This window comes from Blautia sp. AM47-4, from assembly GCF_003479865.1.
Taxonomy (GTDB): Bacteria; Bacillota; Clostridia; order Lachnospirales; family Lachnospiraceae; genus Fusicatenibacter; species Fusicatenibacter saccharivorans.
In genome coordinates, this window is sequence record NZ_QUHY01000012.1 from 81,886 (window position 1) to 105,190 (window position 23,305).

The 23,305-nt window shown below is 51.5% G+C and carries 19 protein-coding genes and 6 pseudogenes; 4 read left to right on the forward strand and 21 right to left on the reverse strand.

All coding sequences use genetic code 11. The features are described 5' to 3' along the window. Positions 1-27: 27 nt before the first annotated feature. The 6 genes from DW965_RS09810 to DW965_RS09835 all read right to left on the reverse strand — a co-directional run bounded on the left by DW965_RS09810 (position 28) and on the right by DW965_RS09835 (position 6,179). Entirely contained in the window at positions 28-462 is a 435-nt protein-coding gene (locus DW965_RS09810; RefSeq protein ID WP_117761379.1) for a sigma-70 family RNA polymerase sigma factor, read from the reverse strand. Positions 463-937: 475 nt separating this feature from the next. Then, positions 938-3,418 carry an FtsX-like permease family protein gene (locus DW965_RS09815; RefSeq protein WP_117761380.1) on the reverse strand — a complete coding sequence of 827 codons (2,481 nt, stop codon included), beginning with the start codon at positions 3,416-3,418 and terminating at the stop codon, positions 938-940. Next, positions 3,415-4,089 carry an ABC transporter ATP-binding protein gene (locus DW965_RS09820; protein WP_117761381.1) on the reverse strand — a complete coding sequence of 225 codons (675 nt, stop codon included), beginning with the start codon at positions 4,087-4,089 and terminating at the stop codon, positions 3,415-3,417. Before DW965_RS09820 ends, DW965_RS09815 begins: the two co-directional genes overlap by 4 nt. A gap of 66 nt (positions 4,090-4,155) precedes the next feature. Next, positions 4,156-5,271 (reverse strand): HAMP domain-containing sensor histidine kinase, encoded by a 1,116-nt coding sequence (locus DW965_RS09825; protein ID WP_158582833.1) that lies wholly within the window; start codon positions 5,269-5,271, stop codon positions 4,156-4,158. Positions 5,272-5,276: 5 nt separating this feature from the next. Beyond that, the gene (locus tag DW965_RS09830; RefSeq protein WP_117761383.1) at positions 5,277-5,951 is read right to left on the reverse strand and encodes a response regulator transcription factor; all 675 of its coding nucleotides are present in this window, start codon (positions 5,949-5,951) and stop codon (positions 5,277-5,279) included. 45 nt (positions 5,952-5,996) lie between these two features. Continuing rightward, the gene (locus DW965_RS09835; protein ID WP_117761384.1) at positions 5,997-6,179 is read right to left on the reverse strand and encodes a helix-turn-helix domain-containing protein; all 183 of its coding nucleotides are present in this window, start codon (positions 6,177-6,179) and stop codon (positions 5,997-5,999) included. Positions 6,180-6,336: 157 nt separating this feature from the next. Here DW965_RS09835 and DW965_RS09840 point away from each other — a divergent pair, with 157 nt between their 5' ends. From DW965_RS09840 to DW965_RS09855, 4 genes and pseudogenes are all read left to right on the forward strand, one after another. Beyond that, the gene (locus tag DW965_RS09840; RefSeq protein WP_117492189.1) at positions 6,337-6,705 is read left to right on the forward strand and encodes a helix-turn-helix transcriptional regulator; all 369 of its coding nucleotides are present in this window, start codon (positions 6,337-6,339) and stop codon (positions 6,703-6,705) included. 194 nt (positions 6,706-6,899) lie between these two features. Further along, positions 6,900-7,229 carry a MobC family plasmid mobilization relaxosome protein gene (locus DW965_RS09845; RefSeq protein ID WP_016300376.1) on the forward strand — a complete coding sequence of 110 codons (330 nt, stop codon included), beginning with the start codon at positions 6,900-6,902 and terminating at the stop codon, positions 7,227-7,229. Beyond that, positions 7,190-8,532: pseudogene (locus DW965_RS09850) on the forward strand (relaxase/mobilization nuclease domain-containing protein). Before DW965_RS09845 ends, DW965_RS09850 begins: the two are co-directional and overlap by 40 nt. 71 nt (positions 8,533-8,603) lie before the next feature. Continuing rightward, entirely contained in the window at positions 8,604-8,936 is a 333-nt protein-coding gene (locus tag DW965_RS09855; RefSeq protein ID WP_113999337.1) for a DUF6050 family protein, read from the forward strand. Positions 8,937-9,585: 649 nt separating this feature from the next. On the opposite strand, the pseudogene DW965_RS22540 reads toward DW965_RS09855, so the two are convergent. From DW965_RS22540 to DW965_RS09920, 15 genes and pseudogenes are all read right to left on the reverse strand, one after another. Continuing rightward, positions 9,586-10,038: pseudogene (locus DW965_RS22540) on the reverse strand (DUF4316 domain-containing protein); the annotation flags it as partial. 117 nt (positions 10,039-10,155) lie between these two features. Next, positions 10,156-10,776 (reverse strand): annotated as a pseudogene (locus DW965_RS22545) (DUF3846 domain-containing protein); the annotation flags it as partial. Continuing rightward, on the reverse strand, positions 10,776-11,411 hold the full coding sequence (locus tag DW965_RS21255) for an antirestriction protein ArdA (RefSeq protein WP_330421092.1): 636 nt from the start codon (positions 11,409-11,411) through the stop codon (positions 10,776-10,778). The pseudogene DW965_RS22545 and the gene DW965_RS21255, both read right to left, overlap by 1 nt. After that, positions 11,315-11,902 carry a hypothetical protein gene (locus DW965_RS09870; protein WP_243036561.1) on the reverse strand — a complete coding sequence of 196 codons (588 nt, stop codon included), beginning with the start codon at positions 11,900-11,902 and terminating at the stop codon, positions 11,315-11,317. Before DW965_RS09870 ends, DW965_RS21255 begins: the two co-directional genes overlap by 97 nt. Further along, positions 11,889-13,988: a type IA DNA topoisomerase gene (locus DW965_RS09875; protein WP_117761389.1), complete on the reverse strand. Its 2,100-nt coding sequence runs from the start codon at positions 13,986-13,988 to the stop codon at positions 11,889-11,891. The genes DW965_RS09870 and DW965_RS09875 overlap by 14 nt, the downstream gene beginning before the upstream one ends. Beyond that, positions 13,981-15,057, reverse strand: a complete 1,077-nt coding sequence (locus DW965_RS09880) for a CD1107 family mobile element protein (protein ID WP_055266787.1) — start codon at positions 15,055-15,057, stop codon at positions 13,981-13,983. The genes DW965_RS09875 and DW965_RS09880 overlap by 8 nt, the downstream gene beginning before the upstream one ends. Next, positions 15,047-15,319, reverse strand: a complete 273-nt coding sequence (locus DW965_RS09885; protein WP_055266785.1) for a DUF4315 family protein — start codon at positions 15,317-15,319, stop codon at positions 15,047-15,049. Before DW965_RS09885 ends, DW965_RS09880 begins: the two co-directional genes overlap by 11 nt. A 26-nt stretch (positions 15,320-15,345) precedes the next feature. Then, entirely contained in the window at positions 15,346-17,325 is a 1,980-nt protein-coding gene (locus DW965_RS09890) for a C40 family peptidase (protein WP_117761390.1), read from the reverse strand. After that, on the reverse strand, positions 17,322-18,344 hold the full coding sequence (locus tag DW965_RS09895; RefSeq protein ID WP_117761391.1) for a DNA cytosine methyltransferase: 1,023 nt from the start codon (positions 18,342-18,344) through the stop codon (positions 17,322-17,324). Before DW965_RS09895 ends, DW965_RS09890 begins: the two co-directional genes overlap by 4 nt. Then, positions 18,337-18,510, reverse strand: coding sequence for a hypothetical protein (locus DW965_RS19340; protein ID WP_181983161.1), 174 nt, complete (start codon positions 18,508-18,510; stop codon positions 18,337-18,339). Before DW965_RS19340 ends, DW965_RS09895 begins: the two co-directional genes overlap by 8 nt. Further along, positions 18,503-20,931: pseudogene (locus DW965_RS09900) on the reverse strand (VirB4-like conjugal transfer ATPase, CD1110 family). Before DW965_RS09900 ends, DW965_RS19340 begins: the two are co-directional and overlap by 8 nt. Continuing rightward, positions 20,849-21,283, reverse strand: a complete 435-nt coding sequence (locus DW965_RS09905; RefSeq protein ID WP_117761392.1) for a PrgI family protein — start codon at positions 21,281-21,283, stop codon at positions 20,849-20,851. The pseudogene DW965_RS09900 and the gene DW965_RS09905 overlap by 83 nt, the downstream one beginning before the upstream one ends. 14 nt (positions 21,284-21,297) lie before the next feature. Next, a pseudogene (locus tag DW965_RS09910) lies at positions 21,298-22,167 on the reverse strand (VirB6/TrbL-like conjugal transfer protein, CD1112 family). 20 nt (positions 22,168-22,187) lie between these two features. Then, positions 22,188-22,271 (reverse strand): annotated as a pseudogene (locus DW965_RS09915) (Maff2 family mobile element protein); the annotation flags it as partial. A gap of 90 nt (positions 22,272-22,361) precedes the next feature. After that, a partial coding sequence (locus tag DW965_RS09920) for a recombinase zinc beta ribbon domain-containing protein (RefSeq protein WP_119198345.1) occupies positions 22,362-23,305 on the reverse strand: 944 nt, incomplete at its 5' end.

A 23,305-nucleotide genomic window follows, 5' to 3' on the forward strand; every position in this document is an offset into this window, starting at 1 on the left:
CTCTTGTATGTAGGCTTCATCGTTTCTTTAACCTCCCTTCGGCATGAGTGCAGCCAATTTGATCCGCAGCTCATTGAGTGATTTTGCCCGTCGCCGCTGCACGGCGCTGCGGGACATTCCCACAAGGCGGCCAACCTCCTGATCCGGCAGGTCCAAAACAAAATGCAGAACCAAAATACTCTGCTCCTGAACAGACAAACCGGCGAAGGCATCAGCCACAAGCTCGTTTTCAATATGTAGGTCATACCCGTGGGACGAGAATGTAAATCTGTCACTGGGGTAATGATCTACAACGCAGAGCTTGTCTATCTCCATTTGCGGAAGGTCGCTGAATGACAGTTCCCTGTCACGGCGCCTCTGCATTTCCCGGAGGTAGTCGATTGCCTCATGGTACAGTACCAGCTTGCAGTAAGCATCGAACTGGCACCGCTCGCCATAGTCATTGCGGGGGATCATATCCATCTTTTCACCCCCTTTCCTGGGGGAATGAGGTGGGTTTCTCCCTTTCCGCTAACAAGGCGAACGCAAAGCCGCTCGCTACCCGCTAAAAGCCTCCTTTTTGAAAATTTATCAAAAATTTTTTTCGAGGCGGGCTTGTCCTCGGAAAACAGCAAAAAGCGCCCAGCAAGTCGCAACGGACCTGCTGGACGCAGAAATGTTTTATAAAGAAGATTACTTGCATGGTATAGTTCATATCCAAAGCCGGACGACTCCGACGGAGGGGCTACGCTTTTTTTAGCTGGTGCAGATCATGGGCACTGCAAAAAGGCAAAAATGACACGGCGATACCTCCTCGGACACCGCCGTATCCTTAAAAAAGGGCGACTTTATCACACCCTCCGTAAATCCATTTTTTCAAAAGGAAAACGGCGGCCTGAAATGCAATATTTTCAAGCCGCCGTCATCTTTGCAAAGCCGGACGGCTTTTGCTCAGGTGTTATTCGATATTCTCAATTGTTTCAACAATGTTCATTTTTGCAATAGAGTGCAGCGGGATCGCCGTTGCCAGCAGACAGGCAGCAACAGAAACCACAGCAGCCTCTATAATCGCAATAACGGGAACGGCAACCAGTTGTAAGGCATCCGTCTTTGCAGCCCCGACAAAGATACAGCAGACATAGCCCAGCACTGCGCCAATCACAGAGGCAAAGATAGCGTAATAGGCACCTTCCCACAAGAATGTTTTATAAAGGCTTGCGGCACTCATGCCAATAGCCCGCTGCATACCAATTTCATTGACACGTGTATGGATGTTGCTGTAAACGGTGTTTATGATATTCAATATGCCAATGATGCCAATAAAGATAATCAGTACCCAGCAAAGCATTTTGATTTGTTCAAAACTCTCTGCCATTTCATTGCTGCTTTCAAGGTAAGAAAGCCAGTGAGCACCCGGATATTTGCTGCACCAATCATCCAATATACTTTCAAAAGAATTCGTATCTACGCCATCCTGCAATGTCAAATAGATTTCAGAATAGGTATCATCCTGCATCAGCGAGCAATATATTTCTTCGTTCACGATAAGTTGCACACCGTTGGTGAAACCTTCATTGTTGATTGTAATAGGAGTATCAATTATCCCTATCACACGAAGCGCCCTGCTGCCCAACTGGATCGTATCACCAATAGAAAGCTCCGTATGCTCCACAGGCATATCCCCGTAAGAAAAGGGAATAGGATTTTTGACAAGGCAGCCTGTTCCATTATTTAGCGCCTGCTTATCCTGATCAGAAAGATTGGGAGCGTAGATTTCTAATAGCCCATCGTCAATATTGACAAGCTGAAAAGTTTCGTGGCTCTGCACGGACAAATCTGTTTCAAAGGGAAGTTCGTCACCAGCACCCGGCGTAAATACAGAAAGCCTGACAGTGGAAATGTCTTTTACAGTGTCGTTTGCCTCCAATGTGCTTATAGCTTCTGCCGGAATACCTGATGTTTCATTTGTAACAGCATAATCGCTGAAATACATATCCTGAATCGAACTGCTGGCATCAAGCAGCCCAGTAAAGCTCTGCAGAGCAACAAAGACGGTAATGCTCATAACAAGAGACAGTATTGTAAGAAGCGTCCTGCCACGCCCGCGTTTCAAATTGAGTCTTGCATAGTAGGCTTCAAAATTGTAGATTTTGTGATTTCTTTTCCTGCGGCGTTTGATCTTAACAGACTGGCCAGACATAGCAACTGTCGGGGATACACGCGATGCGTACCGAGCAGCTGGAAAGGCAGCCATTAGCGCAAATAAAAGTGTGACCGCAATACTTGCAAGGAGCATGGGGAATTTTACCGTACTGGCAGCGCTGATTGCTTCGTTTAATTCGGAAACACTATTTGCCATGAATATATCAGGATTGAGAGCACCCGTAGCAGCAATTAGCGTAGCCTTTGCTGCTAATGTGCCAAGTACCAGCCCAATCGGAATACCGATTCCGCAAAGGATCAGGAGCTGCAAGGAAACAAGACGATAGATTTGTCCACGCTCTCCGCCGATTGCACGAAGTGTTCCATATTCTTTAATTCGTTTTGTAATGGAAATTTTTAGAATATTATAAATTACCAGTCCGGCTGCAAACAAAACCAACAAGCCTACCAAAACACACGCCACCGTCATAAAGGAAAAACCTGCACCAGCATCACTGTTGGATGTCTCATCATAAGAAATACCGACAGCATCAAGAAGAATCCAGTTATATTGGATATACCGATCCTCTACATCCAAGTTCTTCGCAAGATCATAAACGATGCTCTGAAAGTTTTTCTTGTCATGGGTCTTAAAGTCAGTAGAATAAAGCAGATATTTTTCTGGTAATAGTTTTTCTGCGGTTCCGTTTCCTACAATTCCTTCAACTGTACCTGTTGAATAGCCGATATAGCTGCTTTCAAGAATACCCGTTAATATGAATTTTCCGCAATATTCAAATTCAGGAAGTGAACCATCCATAACAGATACGCGCACATCCAAAGAAACGGTATCTCCAACCGCAGCATCTAATCCAAGATACCTCAAGCTATCCTCTGATAATGCAATTTCACTTGCTTTCTCCGGCAAATGCCCCTCTTTTATCTTGCTGATTGCTGGGTACATCGCCAAAGCGTTGTCATGATACTCTCTGAGATACAAGTTCAGGCTGCTATTACCAAGGGTTGTGCTGCCTACAAAGACGGTATCTCCTACATCATATACTCGATCATCCTCGTGGAGTTTCTGTGCTTGTTCCCTGCTGAGTTGATGAAATGTTACATATCGGTTTCCGTTTAGGCTCGCAGCCTGCTCTATTCTCATAGACTGCAAAATTCCAATGGACTGACCAACAACGGTTGTTATGATCGTTGACATGATAACTGCAATCAGGATTAAAGTCGCTGTAATTTTTTGCGTTTTTAGTTCTTTCCATGTAAGAGCTAAATAGGATTTCATCTTACTGTCACCTCCGAAAGCACTCCGTCAATGATGGTAAAACGACGCTCTGCCATTTCTGCAATATGAGGGTCGTGAGTAATGACAATAAGTGTCTTTTTCATTTTCGCCCGAAGATCGCAGAGCATTTTCATGACCTCGCCGCCGCTTTTGCTGTCAAGGTTTCCCGTAGGTTCATCAGCAAAGATGATGTCTGGTTTTGTAATCAGAGCGCGGGCGATTGCCACGCGCTGCTGCTGCCCGCCGGACAGTTCATGGGGCAGATGGTTCAAACGGCTGTCGATCCCTAAAAAGGCTGCGATCTCCTGTAAATAGGCATTGTCCGGCTGGCGCTTGTCGAGAAGCAGCGGCATGATGATATTCTCCTGCGCTGTCAGCACCGGGAGCAGATTGAATTGCTGGAAGATGAAGCCGATCTTTTGGCGGCGGAACGCCGATAACTCCTTGTCACTGCCGTGATGGATGTCAGTATCGCCATACAACACCTTGCCGGAAGTTGGCGTATCCAATCCGCTGATGATGTGAAGCAGCGTACTTTTGCCACTGCCTGACGGCCCCATAATGGAGATGAAGTCACCGGAGTGGATTGTCATATTTGCATGGCACAGCGCAACGACTTTGTTCTCGCCTGTACCGTAGATTTTGGAAACATCGTTTACTTGAATATCCATGAAAAACTCTCCTTATCGGTTTGATAAGGAGAGTATAAAAGGCAAATCTCAAAAAACGCTCAAGAGTTATGAGATTTTCAAAATAGCGGAGGCAACAGCCCCGATATCGGTATTTGCGATTTTCAACGTACCGCCGTGTTTGCGGCAAAGAAGATCGCAGATATAAAGTCCCATGCCCAAATGCTCCGCTTCTTCCGTACCTTTGCGGAACGGCTGGATGCCGTTTTTCAAAAACTCCGCCGGAAATCCGTCGCCATCATCCGCAATTTCCAGTTTCAGATTTTCGCCCTCTATGGAGAGTTCTACCGAAACATTCTCTTTTGCAAATCGGAGAGCATTTGTTGTAAGGTTCTCAGCAACTTGAAACAACATCCCTTTATCCAGTGTGACAGTGCTGCCTGCGGATAGACCGTGAAAGTAAAGCTGCTTTCCATGATCGGCTGCGGAAAAGCCAAGGGCTCTTTCCAAATCGGCACTCAGCGCAGCGGTGTCAAAAGTCACTTTTTCCGGCTGCACCTGCTCCAACCGTTGAACCTTGCTCATAGTTTCTACATAGCGTTCGATGCGCCCTGTATAGGCTTCCATGCGCTCAAGATTATCCATGAGCTGCGGCGTATTGCCGCTATCTGCACACTGTTTTGCCATTTTTGCCGAGCCTTTTAAGACCGTTATCGGGTTTCGGAGATCGTGGGAGAACGCGGCGTTCAGCCGTTTCCGTTCCTCAGTTTGCCGCCACAGCTCGCGGTTGCTGTTCAATAGCGATTGCCGCATGGTTTCAAATGCAACACAGAGCTGTCCCAGCTCGTCCCCAGACACGGATGGAATGGTAAAGTCCAAATCATTCTCCATCATGCGGTTTGCTCCATCCATAAGAATAGCAAGTGGCTCTTTCAGCTTACAGCGATAGAACAGAGATGCAGTTAATATCAAAGCGACAATGAAGAATAGCATCGGCAAAACGAACTGAAAAATGGCCAACGCATTTCTAACTGCGGTTGCTCCTACTACCGGTTCCGGAAACTCTGTCTTTATTGTGGAATCTGCTCCAACGATAATTTGCACGCCAGATGGGGCGAATACTGCACTCAATTTTGTGCAGCCCACAAAAACAACAGCCGAAAGGCTTAATGCCAGCAATAGGTTGATGAGCGTCAGCGTGAACAAGGACTTTTTCAGGCTCATATTTTTTATCCATTCCATTTGTAACCCACCCCCCAAACTGTTTCGATATAACTGTGATGCGACAAGGCAGTAAACTTGCTTCGAATTTTTCGGATATGCTCCATAATGGTATCACTGTTGCCTTCGCCATCAAGTCCCCACACAGCTTCATAAATCCGTTCCCGGTCAAATACCTGCCCAGCGTTCAGTGAAAGCAGCTCCACAATGTCAAATTCCTTTTTTGATAAGTTGACAGGCGTTCCGTTGATAGATACCTCTCGTTTAGAGTAGTCGATCACCATTTCAGAGAAAAAGCGGAGTTCGGATTGCCCCTGCTTTCTGTTTTCCCGCCGCAAGTGTGCAGCGACCCTTGCGCCTAATTCATCAATGTCAAACGGCTTTATGATATAGTCATCCGCTCCAACCTGAAACCCTTTGATCTTATCGGCGGTTTCTATTCTGGCCGTCAAAAATAAGATGGGACAAGAAATGTGGCTGCGGATTTTCTCGCATACGATAAGTCCGTCCATGCCGGGCATATTGATGTCCAGCAGCACAAGATCAGGATGGCAAGCCGCCTGTTTCAATGCTGTTTCGCCATCATACGCCGTATAGACCACAAAGCTCTGCATTTCAAAATAGCTTTTCAGAACATCAACGATGCCTTTTTCATCATCAACGATGAGTAGCTTTTCGTTCACAAATCAACGCCTCCTTTTGCAAGCATATAGTATCGCATGAAAATCTCAAAAATTTCTCAACTTTTTCGTTCTTCCATCAACAGGCTTTTCAGCGTCCTTTGGTATCAACCACATACGGCTGAATTTTGCAACACCCGGTATTCGGTTTTCTTCGCACAACTTTTGAACCCGTCGTTCGGAAATGCCCCACTTTTTTGCCGCTTCTGGGGCAGAGATATATTCAAGCATTTTGCTATCCTCCCGTAAAAAATCCTTTGTCATTATTATATACGGTTAGCCGAATGATAGCAATACCGAGATATGAAATATAAAGTGTATGAAGAATGGATATCACATCATTCCATGTGCAGACTATGAAATATAGAATGTATGTGGGTGATGTTGAATGGCAAAAGTTGAAGACTGCCCTGGCTTTGAAACCTTCGGTGCAGATGTAAAAGAAGCACGGAAGGCGAAGAACCTTGCACGAAAAGATTTAGCCGAAAAGGTGAACATTGATACCAGGTATCTTGCCAACATCGAAAACGAGGGCACGATCCCAAGCCTGCCGGTCATCATTCAGCTTGTAAAAATCTGCGGCCTGCCGATGGAGAGATATTTCAATCCAGAGGTCATGCGAGAGGAAAGCGAGCTGCGCCAGCGGGTCGGACAGAAGTTAAAACTCTGCCCGGAACAGTATTTGCCTATCGTGGAAGGTGCCATTGACGGGGCCTTAAAAATTGAAAAGCCGAATGAAGAAACGGAGGGTGTCTGAACATCCTCTGTTTTTCTTATTTTGTGGGCATTTTGGGGCTTCCGCAACGCTTTATAAGTAGGGATAAGATACGGTAGCAAGCACAGCAAGCGAGTACCCGCTTGCGAATTTTGAGATTTTCAGGTCCCTTGCCCGAAAATTCAAAATTGCTTGTTGGGATAGTCCCAAACCCTTATAAAGAACGGAGGCGGCGCATGGCAAATCGAAAACGGAATATCCAAATGAAATTCTATGTTACGGAGGATGAAAAACGGCTCATAGACGAGAAAATGAGCCAGCTCCCCACACGCAGATATGGTGCATACCTCCGAAAGATGGCGATTGACGGATATATCATCTATACGGACACCGCAGATATCAAGGCATTTACCAAAGAGCTTTCTGCCATCGGCCGGAACATCAACCAGATAGCCAAGCGGATCAACGCCGGAGGTCCTGCGTATCAGGCCGACATGGACGAGATACGGGAAAGGCTGGACGAGATATGGCAGTTACAAAGACACATCCTATCAAATCAACGCTGAAAGCAGCCATTGACTATATCTGCAACCCGGAAAAGACGGACGGAAAGCTGCTTGTTTCTTCCTATGGCTGTGCCGCCGAAACTGCGGATATCGAATTTTCCTGGACCCGCCGCCATGCCATCGACAAGGGAACGAACCTGGGCCGCCACCTGATCCAAGCCTTTCAGCCTGGGGAGGTCACGCCGGAGCGGGCCCATGAAATAGGCATGGAACTTGCAAAAGAAATCCTGGGCGGCAAGTATGAATTTGTCCTTACCACCCACATAGACAAAGATCATGTTCATAACCACCTGATTTTCAATACGGTCAGCTTTGCGGATCACAAGCACTATCATTCCAACAAGCGGAGTTATCACTATATCCGCCGCACTTCGGACCGGCTTTGCAAGGAACACGGTCTGTCTGTCATCATCCCAGGACAGGACAAGGGCAAGAGCTATATTGAACATCAGGCTGCACAGAACGGCACCAGCTATAAGGCAAAGTTGAAAGCTGCCATTGACCGGCTTCTGCCAGCCTGTTCCGATTTAGAAGAACTGCTTCGTCGCCTGCAGAGAGAAGGCTATGAGATCAAGCGGGGCAAATATATCTCCGCCAGAGCGCCGGATCAGGAACGATTCACCCGTCTGAAAACCCTGGGTGTGGACTACACCGAAGAAGCCCTTGCCGCCCGGATTGCCGGACGTTCCAGACCTTCCCGCCAGCCGAAACAGCGGAACGGAAAGATCAGCCTGCTCATTGATATCCAGAACAACATCAAGGCACAGCAGAGTGCAGGCTTCACCCATTGGGCGAAGCTGAACAATCTGAAACAGGCCGCCAAGACCATGAATTTCCTGACGGAACATGGGATAAGCAGTTATGGAGAACTGGAAAGCAAATTGACCGCAGTATCCGCACGCAGGGATACCGCTCATGCAGAGATCAAGCGGATAGAAAGCAGAAGTGCCGAACTTGCCCTTGTGATGAAGCATGCCGGAACTTACCGTCAGCTAAAGCCGCTTTATGAAAGATACCGTAAATCGAATGATAAAGAAAAGTTTCTGCGGGGGCATGAGAGCGAGATCATCCTTTTTGAAGCGGCCGCCAGAGAATAAAACGGCTGGGGACTGTGCCGCTGCCGACAACGGAAAGCATGAAAACGGAGCTTGCTAATCTCAACGCAGAAAAGGAACGGCTCCTTGCTGAATATAAAGCCGCAAGAGCCGAAGCCCAGGAATACGAGACCGTCAAGCAAAATGTGGATGCGCTGCTGACCGTTGCAAAGGAACAGGAACAACAGCGGCGGCATGAACTGGAATAAATTTCATTGAAAGACGCTGGGCGCAGCTCCCGGCATCCTGTATAATGGAACTGCGGAAGGAGGTTTTACCGATGACAAGAAGCGAAGCAATCAAAGCATTTTTCTTCAAAAGCGTATTGCCCGTGACCGTGGCACTGATCCTGTATTGTATCTTCAAATCTGCCTGCGTGAAGAACGGAGAGGTTGACTATGTATGGCTCTGGATACTCTGCGGGCTGCCGTTTGGCCTCCATCGGATGTGCCTCTGGATCGTGCCGGGCGGCGGCTCCCTGGGTGGAGGAATCGCCTTGTTTGCATTGAACTTTATTATCGGCGGCGTGATTGGTGGTTTCGTCCTGGCATGGCGGCTGATCGTGGCGGTGTGGTATGTGCCGCTGACGGTGTACCGGCTGATTGTTGGATGATTTTCTTGCGTCATGGAAATATGGAAAACTGCCGCTCGTGCCGATGGAAAAACCATTCACAACCTGATGGAAAAAGACAAGCCTTTTCCCACAGGCCTGCAAACAGCTTTCCCACAGCCTCGCAATTCTGACAGTTTACGCACATTCCCACAACGCCTACTGCGGCGGCTATCCATCCTTTCCTATCCAATCCTAATGAGAAAATACTATGGAAATTCCTTTTCAACGGAGGTACAATTTGTACCCCTGTTCAAACAACAGAACCGTGTTAAAGTAATTTGATGATAGCAAAAAGAAAAAGCGGGAGTACAGCCAATCGGATGAACCGAAAAGCTGTACTCCCGTTTTGTGTATCAGAAAGTGTTTGGAATCGAGCCATTTTCTCTATGTGCCAGCAAGCAGACCGACACATGAGAAATCATAAAGGCTCCCATTGAAAATACGAATACAGGGAATTATTCTGCGTTTTTCGCCCCCTTATCTTCACATATTTTAGACCGTTTGGAATTGTAATGCGGACAAGCGACCAGACACGCCCGGAAACTCTGCTTGCAGCCGTGAACACATTTTTTACAGATATGGTTATACTGCCGCCTGCCGTTCTCACCCAGGAAGAACGCCCATTCCAACCTCCACTTCTTGCTTCGGCTCATAGGCAGTCGTGCTCCGGCACATCACGGCCGGGCTTTTTGACCTCCTGGGGCTTATGCTCGGCACATTCCCGTTTGGCATCCTCCAACCGCTCGCGGATGGAAGGCTTCTCCGGCGTTGTCCGTTCTGTGTACTCCTGAGCTTTTTCCAATTCCTCGCCGCGTCTGCCGTTGTTGATAACACCGTCTATCATGCCGTAGTCATCCTCCAGCGTCATTTCAGCGGTGCGGAGAGGATTGTCCTTTTCCGGCTGTTCCGCTGCCACGGCAAAGGCCCGTGTGCCGTTTCCCATGATAAGATACTTTCCATCATCGGAAATATGGTGGACACCGTAACCGGCCGCCTCCATCTGCTCCCGGCTCATAGCCGTCACCTGAAAGCTTCCCCTCGGTGTCTGCACACGTTCGCCAGTTTCAAAACGGTCTGGCAGATAAGTGAGGTCTTGCTTCTCTGCCGGGACAGGGAGAACAACAATATTGCCATTGATCTGCATAAATCGTTCCGGCGTTTTGAACTGTTCCGTGTATTTCTGAATCAGTTCCGGGGACAGGGAGGCGAAATCTTCCTCACCAAGTCCAACCACCAGGAAAGTCCCTGCTACGATATCATAAATTTCTCCATCTTCATCCCGCAGTCCACGGTTCAGATCAAGCCCGATGAGCTTCCCTTCATCATTGCAGACCAGCGCCACCGGGTCGGAATAGGGATAGGTCGCTCCAATATCACCGCCAACCTCTGCCTGCAGGGAACGAAGGTTGGGGTCGATCTCCTTCACATAGGGTTCCTTCATAGGTTCCACTACAAGCACAGTCATCTTTTCCGCGGCAGCCCTTTCCGCAGCGGACAGCATTTCACCCGCATGGGACTTCTCCGGGTCCTCCAAAGCTGCCTTGACCTCCGCCGGGTCAAAATCAAGAAATTCCTCATAGCCCGTGGCGTCCTTGAACTTTTCAATCTCCGAAGGAAGATAGTCCTCCTGCGTCTGCCCCAGTGCTGCCAGCTTTTCATCCAAAGCGGAAATGCGTCCGACCATCAGGTTTTCGTAAAGTTCTTCCTTTGCGGCGTGTGCCTCCGGGTGCTCCGCCGCATACTGCGGATCGTTCTGACGGAAAAACTCGTCCATGTCAAAGGCAATATCCATAGCCCACTCGGATTTTTCTTCTTCGGGAAGATTGTCCTGGAAGGTCATCACCCGGTATTCGTCGGGGATACTGCCGCGCTCACCGTCGTAATACTCATGGAACTGTCACCCGTATCACGCACATAGCCCTGATCCGTGAAGGTGCCGTTTTCCTCCAACGCAACGTCCCGGCCGTAGGCCTCATAGTCGATGTAATTCTGCAAATGCTCTGGCACCTGCATAACGTCCAGTTCTTCGATGTAATAGCGCCCCAGATCGTCATAGTCCTCAATGTTGGGGTAAATCTCATAGCAGTCCAGATTTTCCGTCAGGTTGATGATCTCCTGCACGCTGCCGCAATGGTCGCCCATCTCCATACCGGCCTGGAACCGCGCATAATCGCTCTGGTCCATTTCATCCAACTTGGACGCCAGATAGTTCAGCTCGTCCAGATTCTCGTATTCGCCCAGCTTACTGTAAAGACCGTCCACATAGCAGTCATAGTCCGTGATGAACCATTCCTCATAGGGATTGCCGAAGTCATCCTTCTGGCCGATCCCGATCCGCTTAAATACTTCCTTCAATTCCTCGGCGGTGGTGGGAAACTTCACCCACTCGCCCACAAGCTCGCCCTCATTATACTTCCCAAGATTAGTGATAAAGGCGGCAAAGGGATAATCCTTGTCGTGATCGTAATATGGCATATCAGCACCTCCTTACAGTTCCGGCGCAGCTTTTCCTTGTAAGGCTGCGCCTTGTGTTTTTCCGCACATTCCTTTTTGCCCTGTTCCAGCCGTTCCCGGATGGAAGGCTTTTTCTCCAGCTTCGCAGGGCGTTCCTGTTCCCACTTGTCGCCGGAGAGAGAAATGTATCCGTGTTCCGTAAAATGCCCCTGTTCCTCCTGCATGGCGTACTTGCCAAAAGGAACAGGGTCGATTGCTTTCAGAAGTTCCGGGGGTAACGGCGTATCTATGTGCTGTGCCAGATACCGCCAGCCCAGATCGTTCAGATCGTGGATGTTGGGCTCAAATACGAAATAGTCGATGTTGTCCACGAACTCCTTAAATTGTTCTGGTGTTGTCAGCTTGAAGGGCGAGGCCTGCACCGCCGCCAACAGTTCCCGGTCCTCCGGGGAGAGGGCAGCCACCGCCGCCCTCACTTCGGGTAAATGTTCCAAAGTCTTATTTTCTGCCATCAGCACCAACCTTTCTTTTCGGAAATTCCAGCTTGAAATTGATGTACTTGCCGCCCGTATCGTCCAGGATTACCGCAGCGTCATAAGCAGCCTGTTTCTTTTCAGACCACATTCCCTTGACATTGGTGCGACCCTTTTTCAGAAGGTCCGTTGCCATCTTCTTTGTCAGCTCCTTCTTGCGGCTCGTCCAGAAGCGGTCATTTTTCCAGAGGACGAAACCGCAGGAGCGATCCGAACAGGCAAAATTCTTCTTACCCTCATAAACCGGCTGGCCGCAGCGGGGGCAGGTACCGATCATTTCCTTCTCCGGGGCAAACAGCTTTTTGCCATCCTCGGAAATGCAGGAATAGGTGGACACGATCTCTTGAACCATCGTGCGGATACCGTCCATGAAGGTATCCGGGTCAGCGCCGCCCTTTGCGATCTCCGTCAATTTCTGTTCCCATTCCGCTGTCAGCATGGGAGAGGTCAGTGGCTCCGGCAGAATCGTGACAAGGTTGATACCGGCTTTTGTGGGGATCAGGCTCTTGCCCTTGCGTTCCACAAATCCGGCTGCCACCAGCTTTTCGATGATGGCCGCCCTGGTCGCAGGCGTGCCAAGTCCTTTTCGCTCCGCCTCATCGGGAATATCATCCTTGCCTGCGTTCTCCATCGCGGACAGGAGGGTATCTTCGGTATAGGTCTTCGGCGGCTGGGTGAAATGCTCGGTAACAGCAATTTCCGCACTGTCAAAAATCTGCCCTTCGGTGAAGTCCGGGAGCGTGCCGCCGTCCCCATCCGCAGGCTTTTCTTTCAGAAAGGCACGGAAAATGCGGTCGATCTCCCGCCAGCCTTCGGAGAGGATGCGCTTGCCCTTTGCGGTGAAGGAATAGCCGCCGCAATCAAAGGTGGCCGTGACCGCCTCATACACATACAGCTCCGCCGATGCACACAGCAGCTTGCAGCAGACTAACAGCAGAAGGTTTCGTTCACCAACGGGGAGCAATTTCAAATCCGCTTTTTCAATCTCCATAGTCGGGATGATAGCATGGTGGTCAGATACATCCTTGTCGGAGATCATGGTCTCCACCAGCGGGAAGAAGTTGGAGCAGCCATCAAAGGGCGGCAGCTTCGCCGCCAGGTGGATCACACAGGAGGCTGTTTCCGCCATGTCGGAGGTCAGATACCGGCTGTCCGTGCGGGGATAGGTCAGCAGCTTCTTTTCGTAGAGGCTCTGGGCGTAGTCAAGGGTCTGCTTCGCCGTGTATCCGAACAGGCGGTTCGCTTCACGCTGCAAGGTGGTAAGATCATAGAGCTTCGGCGGCTGCTCCTTTTTCTGCTCCTTCGTGACGGAAGTACAGGTGACGGTCACACCCTTGCACATAGCCGCTGCCTGTTCCGCCTCCGCCGGATCAGTGAACTTCTCCGACACCGCTTCGGCTCCGTTCAGCGTCAAGCGCAGCAGATGATATTTTTCCTTGTGGAACAGCGTGATCTTCGCGTCACGCTCCGCCAGCATTGCCAGTGTGGGGGTCTGAACACGGCCCACATTCAGGGTACGGTGATAGAGAACGGAGAAAAGGCGCGTGGCGTTGATTCCCACCAGCCAATCCGCTTTCTGGCGGCAGAGGGCAGATTGATACAGGGCTTCATAGTCGGCGCCGGGGCGCAGATCAGAAAAACCCTCTCGGATAGCGCTGTCCTCCATCGAGGAAATCCAGAGGCGAAGGACCGGCTTGCGGCAGCCGGTCATTTCATACACCAGACGGAAGATCAGTTCCCCTTCACGCCCGGCATCACAGGCATTGACGATGGTATCCACATCGGGGCGGTCCATCAGGGCACGGAGATTTTCAAAAGCATCCTCCTTGCCTGGTGCCAGCACATAGCGGAACGACTCCGGCAGAATGGGAAGATCATCATAGCGCCATTTCTTGAAACGTTCGTCATAGCCGCCAGCATCCATCGGGGATACCAGGTGCCCTACACACCAGGACACAAGAAGGCCGCTGCCCTCATAAAAGCCGTCGGCCCTGGATGAAGCACCCAGGGCCGATGCGATAGATTTTGCCACACTCGGTTTTTCTGCGATAATCAGTTTACTCATTCTTTTCCTCCGTTTCCTCGTCCTCAGTCAGATATTCTTCTTCATCCTCCAGGTCGAAATCATCCAGATCAGCGGGAACTTTCTTTCCCTGCTTCGGTTTCAGCACCAGGAAATAGACCGCCGCGCCGCCTCCGGCTGCAAGGATCAGCAGCACCGCCAGGATCACCCCGGCATTGCTTTTCTTTTCGGGTTCCGGATTCTCCGGTTCGGTGGGTTCCGCAGCTTTCTGTTCCGTGCCAACACATTCACTAAGGTTCTTTACGCAGACCGGGCAAGCGGTATTGACCGCTCCGGCCTGGCACTTTTCCGTACAGGTGCAGACAATGGGCGTTTCCGCCTTTTCCCCATCCTCCGTCAGCGCCATGAGATCGGCTTCATCCACCTGGTTCAGAAAATGCACGGTTTCCTCGCCCTCATCGTCACGGTCGATAATGAGATAGAACACATTGCCGTTCTTCGTTTCCACTGTAATAAACTGCTTGCCGCTGGCGGTCGGACTGCCGATATCGTCAATCAGCGAAAGGTTCCCGTCCGGCGTCAGGGCGGCACCGTCATTCAAACCACCGCCCAGCATCCCCAGCAGATTTTCCAGTGTTTCCGCATCCAGAGAGAAAGAACCTTCTCCGGGACCAGCCTCGCCGTCACTTACCGTCATGTAGCCGGAATAGACATATCCGACCTTTTCCGGCAGGATGACCTTCAGCCAGTCGCCGTCCGTGCCGATCACCTTCACGGTCGTTCCGTTGGGAAGCTGGGTGAAGGCGGTATAATCCATTCCGGCGCCAGTGCGGACATTTAGATTGCCGCCGCCCGTGGTGACGGTGCCGGTCTGCCCGGAGTCATTTTCGCCGGAACTGAACTGGATACCGTCCTCGGTGACGGATACCGTGACCTGGCTGCCTGCCAGAGCGGAAAGCAGATCAGAAACATCCCCAGCCGTTTCCTGTTCAGCCACGGACTCCGTGGTTTCCTCGCCGCCGCTGGCAAAGGCGGTGACAGAAAAAGCGGCAGTGCTGAGCACTACCGCCAAAAGAGCCGATGCCATTTTTGTCATAAAGTTATGCTTCATCCTCGTATCCCTCCGTTTCCTCATTCTCGGTGTCTCCCTCCTGCAGCATACCTTCCGGCAGGGAGATCATGCCGCTGGCATAGGCTTTCAGGAAAGCGGTCAGCTCCTTGTTGTCCATCTTCACGGCTTTCACCATGCGGACGATTTCCAGATTTTCTTCCTCCGCAAGCTGGGCCTCCAGCGCACGAAGGCGTTTCTGCTGTTCCGCGATCTTTTCTTTGGTTTTCGCAATGTCATTGCGGATCTTCTGTGTCGTTGCCATAAATCAAATTACCTCCATATCGTTTTTTAGTTGTAGGGCGGTCGCCCGAAAGCGTAAAAGTGGGATTGCCAATAGCTTGTGTTGATATCTGCATACTGAATGGGGTCGCCGCAATGCAGCATTTTCCCGCCGCTCACATAGATACCCACATGGGAAACGCCCGGTGTATCGTAAGTGCCGACGAAAAAGATCAGGTCGCCGGGTCTTGCGTTGGCAGAGGATACCGGGGTGGAAATATTGTAGAGTCCTTGGGCTCCCAGCCTGCCCGTATTGCAGACGCCGCTTTGCGTCAGCACCCAGGACACGAATCCGGAGCAATCAAAAGAAGTGTTTGGATTGCTGCCGCCCCAGACATAGGGATAGCCGATATACTTCTCCGCCTCGGTAATGAGCGCTGCAAAGGTTTCATCTTCCAGTGCGGAAGGCGGAATATCATAGGTGGTGGGCGGTTTGGTGTACTTGTCTACATAGCCGGAGCCGGGGAACAAATCTTCCCGGTTTCCCAGCGTTGCCATATAGACCGCATACAAGGAAAGTGTTTCTTCGTCCATGATGTAGACCGGCACATGGGAAAGATCGAAGTTTTCCAGCTTCACATTGCAGATATAGTAGTTATACGGTACTTCCACGTCATAGTCATTTCCCTCGCTGTCCGTCCGGGTCACCGTCCGATAGCGTACCTCCACCTCCACGGTCTGCGTCAGGATGTACTGCTTTTCAAAGAGCATTTGCAGCTCCGCCTGAACCTCGTCGATGGTGAACACCCCTTCATGGAACGCCGTGAGAATGGAAATCAGCACATAAGGGTCATGCTCGATCTCGTCCAGATCAAAACGGTATTCGTCATATCCGGGGTGCAGAGCCTCATAGTGGTCCAGCTCATATTGAAGTTCCTGCTCCAATTCGCAGTAGGCCGCCTCCGCAGCCAGCATATCCGCATCCTCGGAGAGATAAGAGGAAGTGAACACGCCGCCCACGCCGGAGCCCGCCATCATGGAACAGGAAGATACCCCGCCAAACAGCAGGGCAACACAGGCGCCAATGCCGATCACCAGTAGCACCGCACGGCTATGGTGCTTGATGTAGAGGAAAGTTTCCTTGAAGGCGTCCTTTGCTTTTTGCGCCGCACTTTTCGCCGTGGCTGCGGTATTCTTTGCGGTTTTCTCCGCCTGTCGCAACTCCTTTGCATAGTTCCGCTTGATCCGCTGTTTCTGCAGAAAGCGGGATACCGGGTTAGAAGCCGCCAATGCAGGATCATCATGCAGTGCCTTTTGGTAAAGGTAGTCGGCGTTTGCCTTAAAAGAAGCCTGCTCTGCCTTCGCCGCGTCACGCCAGGGCTTTGTGAGGTGATGGTGGACGGCGGCACGGACTTTGCCTTTTCCGTAGGCAAGCCCACGCTCCGTCAGCACCTCGCCCTTGTGTCCGGCCTCAACACCCACATTTTCCTGTTCCACCTCATGCACCTTCGCATGGGCAGCGTGGACGATCTCATGGACCGGCCGGGAAAGCGGATTGTGCCGCAATCGTCCGTTGGGGCGTTTCTCCACTTCTTCAAAGTGAAGCTGCATTTTGCCTTTTCCGGCTGTCTCGTCAAAAACACGCTCGATACGGAGAACTTTCTTTGTAGGGATAGCGGCCTTTGCCGCGTCCAGCCTGTCCGCCGCACGGTCGGAACGGTCGATGTACTTCCCAAGTGCGGGATCGACACGTTCTTCCTCGGTGAATTGCAGACGGGAGGACGGGCGCTGCCTTGCGGCAGAACCATCCCGTACCGCCTGGGTGTCAGCCTTTTCCGCTTTTCGTGCGGCTTTCCTCTCATGGCGTTCCGCCGCACGCAGGGCAAGATCAGCCGCAGCGCCAGCGGATTCTTCCGAAGAAACGGACAGCTCCGTTTCCGGCTCCCGGCTGCTGATATGTTCCACCTCGCCCGTGGCAAGGTTTTCCGATACCGCACCGTCACGGGTCATTTTCTGCGTGATCTTATCGGTCGCTTTCAGTTCCCTCATAGGCAGTCACCTTCCTTTCCATAGGGGCAGAAGTTACCGCAGGTGCCATTCTCAATCATGGCGATATAGCGGAAAATGGGATAGGCCTGGGGCGGGCAAACCGCATTTCCCAATGTTTTCAGCCGCAGCGCCCGGTCATCCATGCGCTCGGTCATGCGGGGGATTCCTTCCGGTTCGGCGGTCCAGAGGATACGTCCGTCCATCCTTTCGGGAAGCCCATGAGCCATTCCACCCAATCCGGGTTCAGCGCCGCCGTTTCGGAAACCGGCTGTTCCTGAGAGATGATCTGCGCCGACAGGTTCCCGTCCTTCTTCGATGGATCGAAGGCCGACGGCTTCAAGGTCGAGCGGAAACCGTCCGACGCCACCGGGGTCAGATAGAATACCGCCGCCGACAGGCTCAGGCTCCAGATCGCCCCGTTTCGGTTCCTCTTGCGGAATATCCCATTGTCCGACAGGAACACATCCAGGCTTGCCGCGTCCCTGGCGGTGTTGTTGTCGGAGGCAAGGGGTGTGGGAAACATCAGCCGCGACGATAAAAGTTCGCTGGCGCTCATGCCATGCGCCGACGCCGCAAGCCGGAAATACGAATGGGAGAACAGCGTATCCCGCTTTTGCCAGGTCAAAGATCGTTTTGTCGAGCCCCATATTGATGAAGCCAGCAACATTTTCCCCAAGCACCCAACGGGGCCGCAGCTCGGTAATAACGCGGCACATTTCCGGCCACAGGTAGCGTTCATCCGCAAAGCCCTTCCGTTTTCCGGCGGTGGAGAAGGGCTGACAGGGAAAGCCGCCTGAGATAACGGTAACTGTTTCAAGTCCTGTTTTTTCAAAAAACGCCTCCTTCGTGAAAGTAGTAATATCCCGGAACCTGGGAACATCCGGCCATCGTGCGGAAAGGACGGAGTGCGGAAAATCCGCCCACTCACACTGGCAGACGGTTTCAAACCCGGCAGCCTCCGCCGCCAGGTCCAGACCGCCAATGCCGGAAAACAGGCTCACATGGGTCAGTTTATTCATAGTCCTTCGGCGCACGGAACGGTTCGATCTCACTTTCCAGCTCCGCAAGGACCGCCTCCATATCCGCCGTGACCGCCTTGCTTCTGGCAATCAGCCGGTTCATCACATCAAAGAAGGTTTCGCCCTCCTGTTTTTCTTCTGTATGCAAATAGCGGGGATCATTCATGTTCGTTTTCTCCTTTCCCGGTTTCACCAAGTTTTGTCGTCATAATGCTGTAAAGCTCGTTGTCCTTCGGGAAGTCATCCACAAAAGGAAGGATCACATTACCGAAGAAGATCAGCCCCTCGCCGGGGCCTGCGTTGCTGATATGCGCCGCCTGCTGGTTGGAGATATTCAGGCGCTCGCAGAGGATTTTCCTGTCTCCGCTGGCCTGGTTCAGAAGGTACACAAAATCGCTGTTTTCAAAGATATTCTCGATCTCCGGGGAGGAAAGCAGATCCTTGATGTTCTGCGTAATTCCCGTGGGGATACCGCCCCATTTGCGAAAGCGTTTCCAAATCTCCACACTCCAGGAACCAACTTCACCGCGCAGAAGAAGGTGGAACTCGTCCACGAAATACCAGGTAGATTTGCCCTGATCCCGGTTCTGGGAAACACGGTTCCATACCTGGTCCTGGATCACCAGCATACCCAGGCTTTTGAGCTGCTTTCCCAGCTCCTTGATATCGAAGCAGACAATGCGGTTGTTGATATCCACATTGGTGCGGTGGTTAAAAACATTCAGGCTGCCATGCACATACAGTTCCAGTGCCGCCGCGATCCGCTGTGCCTCCGGCTCCGGCTGCCGTTTGATCTCGTCATACAAATCTTCCAGCAGCGGCATATTCTCCGGGCGGGGGTCTGCGATATATGGGCGGTACACGATCCGCACGGCACGGTCAATGACCGTTTTTCCACTGGCTCCAGACCGTTCCGGCCGCCTGCCGCCAGTTCACAGAACGACAAGATAAAGTCAGATTTCAACGCCAGCGGGTTATCATCCTCGCTGTAATTGAGGTTGATATCCATAGGGTTCACATACTGCGTACTGGTAGGTGAGATTTTGATGACCTGACCTTCCAAACGGTTCACCAGCGGAAAATATTCCGCCTCTGGGTCGCAGATCAGGATATCGTCCTTTGTGTTCAGGAATACCCCAACGATGGAACGCTTTGCGGAAAAACTCTTGCCGCTGCCGGGTGTGCCTAAGATCATGCCGTTGGGCGTTTTCAGCTTTTTGCGGTCAGCAAGAATCATGTTGCCGGAAGTGGCATTGAGCCCGTAGTAGAGAGCCTCGCCGCCGTGGAAAATCTCCTGTGTGGTGAAGGGAACGAACACCGCCACCGCCGAAGTGGTAAGCCCGCGCTGTATCTTAATGCGGTTGACACCCAGGGGCAGAGCCGATACGAAGCCGTCCTCCTGCTGAAAGTCCAGCCGCACCAGGGAGCAGTTATATTTCTGCGCCACGCTTGCCGCACGGAGAAGGTCATTCTCCAGCTTTTGCTTGCTGTCCGCAAAGTTCACCACCAGGAAGGTCATCAAAAACATTCGCTCATTTCTGCTTTGCAGATCACGGAGGATATTCTTTGCCTCGCCTGCGTAGGTGGCAAGATCGGTGGGGATGATATCCATGTCGAAACCTTCCCGCACCGCCTTTTTCTGCGCGTCGATCTTCATACTGTCAATGTCGGTGATTTTTCGCTTGACCGTTTTGATTGCCTCGTTCTGATCCATACTGCGGATATGGAGGCTGACAAGCAGCCCGCTGTCCGTATCCAGCAGTTCGGTGAGCATACGGTCATCCATTTCCGGTGCGCTGATCTGCAGAAATGACACGGCACAGAATTTATCCGCCATCGTGAACTTCCTTGCTTCACCGAAGCGGAAAGAAGAAGGTGCGACAAAATCCTGGACCGACAGGCCGGAAGGGGCAAGCCAACTCCATTCAAAGGCAAACCGTTCTCCGTACGGGTGCAGGATGCCGTGGAGCATTTCCAGCCACTCCTTGCCGCCAAGCTCCTTTGCCAGAGCGCCCATGACCTTGAAATGGTTGAGGGCGTCCATGACGATTCGGGAAAATCGTGCCCGTGCGGTTTTGCTGTCCCGTGCCTCGATGGTGAGGGTCAGGTACTTTGTTTTGATAAGACCGTTGTTGCCCCGTTCAAGCTGCTTGCGGAGCATTTGCGTGTAAAGCTCACGGATATGGTCGAAGTGATCTCCCTGCGCCGCGATCTCGATACGCTTCACAAAATCCTCCCGGTTCATGCGGCGGCTCACAAGGGAGAGCTGCATCCCGATAGAAGCGTCATGGGCGTTATACATATCGCAGAGGGCTTCAAAAATCGCCGTCTGATCGTCAAGTTTCGCAAGCTGATAATTCACATCCTCGAACTCGATACACTTCGACCAGGTGTGATCGTCCAGCTTGCACAGGCCGTCCGGGTACATCTGGCGGAACGGTAAGGTATCCTGTGCGGAATGTACCTTGCCGTCACCTCTGGCGGTTTCCAGGATACGGCTGATCTCACGCTTTTCCGCGGCGGTTAGCTTTACCGTGGGTTTGGACGCCTGCCGTGCCTGCGGCTCTGGCTTTCGCTTTCTGAACAATGGCTTTCACCTCCTTTTCCGCCTGGGCCTGCCGCTCCAAGGCTGCGTAGAAATTGTTTGTCCGGTAAGGCCGCTCTTTCGTCCGCAGGAACATACAGCGGATGACCTGTCCGGCCACCACTTCCAGGGGTTGGCCGTGCCGCTCATACATGGCGAGCAGAAAGAACGGGAGCATGACGATAATCATGCAGAACGCGGCGGCACTGTTGCTGGCCGTGCGTCTGAGCAAAAAGAAAAGCGGTACTCCGATGAGTGCCGCCGCTCCGAAACATATAAGCTGCCGTTTGGTAAGCCCAAACAGCACTTTGGATTTTACTTTCGTCAAATCCTTTGGAATGGTTACATACGCCAATTTATCAAGCCTCCTTAATGCGCTCCGAACAGGCTCTTAGAGAGGCTGCCGGTCTTGAACAGGGCGAAGCACAGCAGGACCGTGTAGCCCATGCAGGCCCATATCGCGCCTGAGATATTTCCGTCCGTGGCGATACTCTGTACCAAAACAGAGTAGATTCCCACGCACACCATGATTAGAAATGCCTGGAACGCCAATGCAAACAGGGATTTCAAGTAGTTCTGTCCTGTATGGCTCTAATCCCGGTTTGTCATAGTGGCAAGCGGAATCGGTCCAACGGAAGTCGTCAAATACACCTCGATCATGCGGCCGTAGATGACAAGCATGATACAGATGGAAAGGGCGTTCATGGTAAGTCCCACAAAAAGGGACTGAAACCACAGCCCGAACAGTTCTCCCGTGCCCAGGGCTTCAAGCTGCGCCTCCATATCCGTGATGACGCTGCTGATATCAATGGAGGTATTCCCAATGATGACGCCCGCGCTGCTGTTCACAACGCTTTGCCCCACATCGAAGATACCCATGACGATATTCCATGTGTTCGTTACAATGAGGACGGCACAGAAGGTCTTGAAAATCCACTTGAAGAACATCCAGGTATCTACATCGTGCAGATTGTTTTTCTCTGTCACAAGCTGGATCAGCTCATAACACATTACGAATGTCAGGATAACCCCGGCGATTGGAACGATCACCGTTTCAGAGAGGTTTCGGATCATAGAAAAGACGCCGCTGTTCCATGCCAGCGGCGTCTGTCCCACTTCACCGGCGATCTCGCCTACTTTGGTATTGACCGTATCGAACATGCCCGACAGGTTTCCCGTGATTCCCTCGATGAGCAGTCCTCGGAGCCATTCATCGAGTTTGTCGAGTATGCCGCCCATAAGCGATCACCGCCAGACGATCAACCGAACAGGCCGGAGAGCAGAGGTACAAGGGTGATGCCGATGAGGGCGACACCGCCGCCGGCCATCAACTGTTTTATCCCCAATTAGGTGTAAAACTCTGCTCGATGGCGGGCGGCGGCGTACAAAAAATCTATATGGTGTTTTTAAGAGAACCGTCCCGGCGGGACAGGTCAGGCAGTGACCTGTTCCACCTCCGGGATGGGTTTGAGATTAAAATGAATTTCGATAGAAATGTGTCTTGTTTTATCTTCGTCAATGCGCTCATGCACGACGATTTCTTTGATTAAGCGGTTGAGGGTGGCTGCGTCCAGCTCTGTGATGTTGGCGTATTCCTGAATGGCTTCCACCCATTGTTTTGCGTCATTGGCAAGCTGGACTTCATCGGACAGCCGCTTTCTGCCCTCGGACACTTTTGTTTTAAGCTCCGTCTGCTCGGTCTGTGTCTTTTTCAGCATGGTGTTGAAATTCTGCTCACTGATACGCCCTGCAATCATATCCTCATAAAGCCGCATGACCATTTTGTCCAGAACCTCAATCCGTTCCTCGTCCCTTGTGAGGGAGCGTTCCATTGCTTCCCGCTGTTCCCGCTGCTCGGTTTCACAGGTATTGGTCAGGCGGTCGGCAACCGCTTCCCCGTCCATCAGGGCAGCTCTGGCACATTCCCTGATTTTCCGCAGCACATGGCTGCAAAGGGTGTCATAGTCAATCCGGTGCTGGGTGCAGTGGTTCTTTCCAAAGGCATTGTAGGTCTTGCAGGAATAAATCTGCTGGGGATGTTTTGCGTTTGTGTAGCGTATCGTCAGCGACTTCCCACACTCGCCGCATTTTATCAATCCGGCAAACAGGCTGATTTCATTGGTCTGCCCCGGACGCTGGCGAGATTTCAGCTTGTTCTGCACAATGTCAAAGCTCATGCGGTCAATCAGCGGTTCATGCTGTCCCTCCACCACAATCCAGTCCTCCGGCTTCTTTTCCCCAATCGTGCCGATTTTGAAACGGTAGTCTTTTTTCTGGGAAGCAATCGCCCCGGTGTAGACGGGATTCATCAAAAGGTCTTTGATAACGGAGAAGTCCCACATATACCGTCCTTTTTCTGGGTCTTTCTTTTCCCATT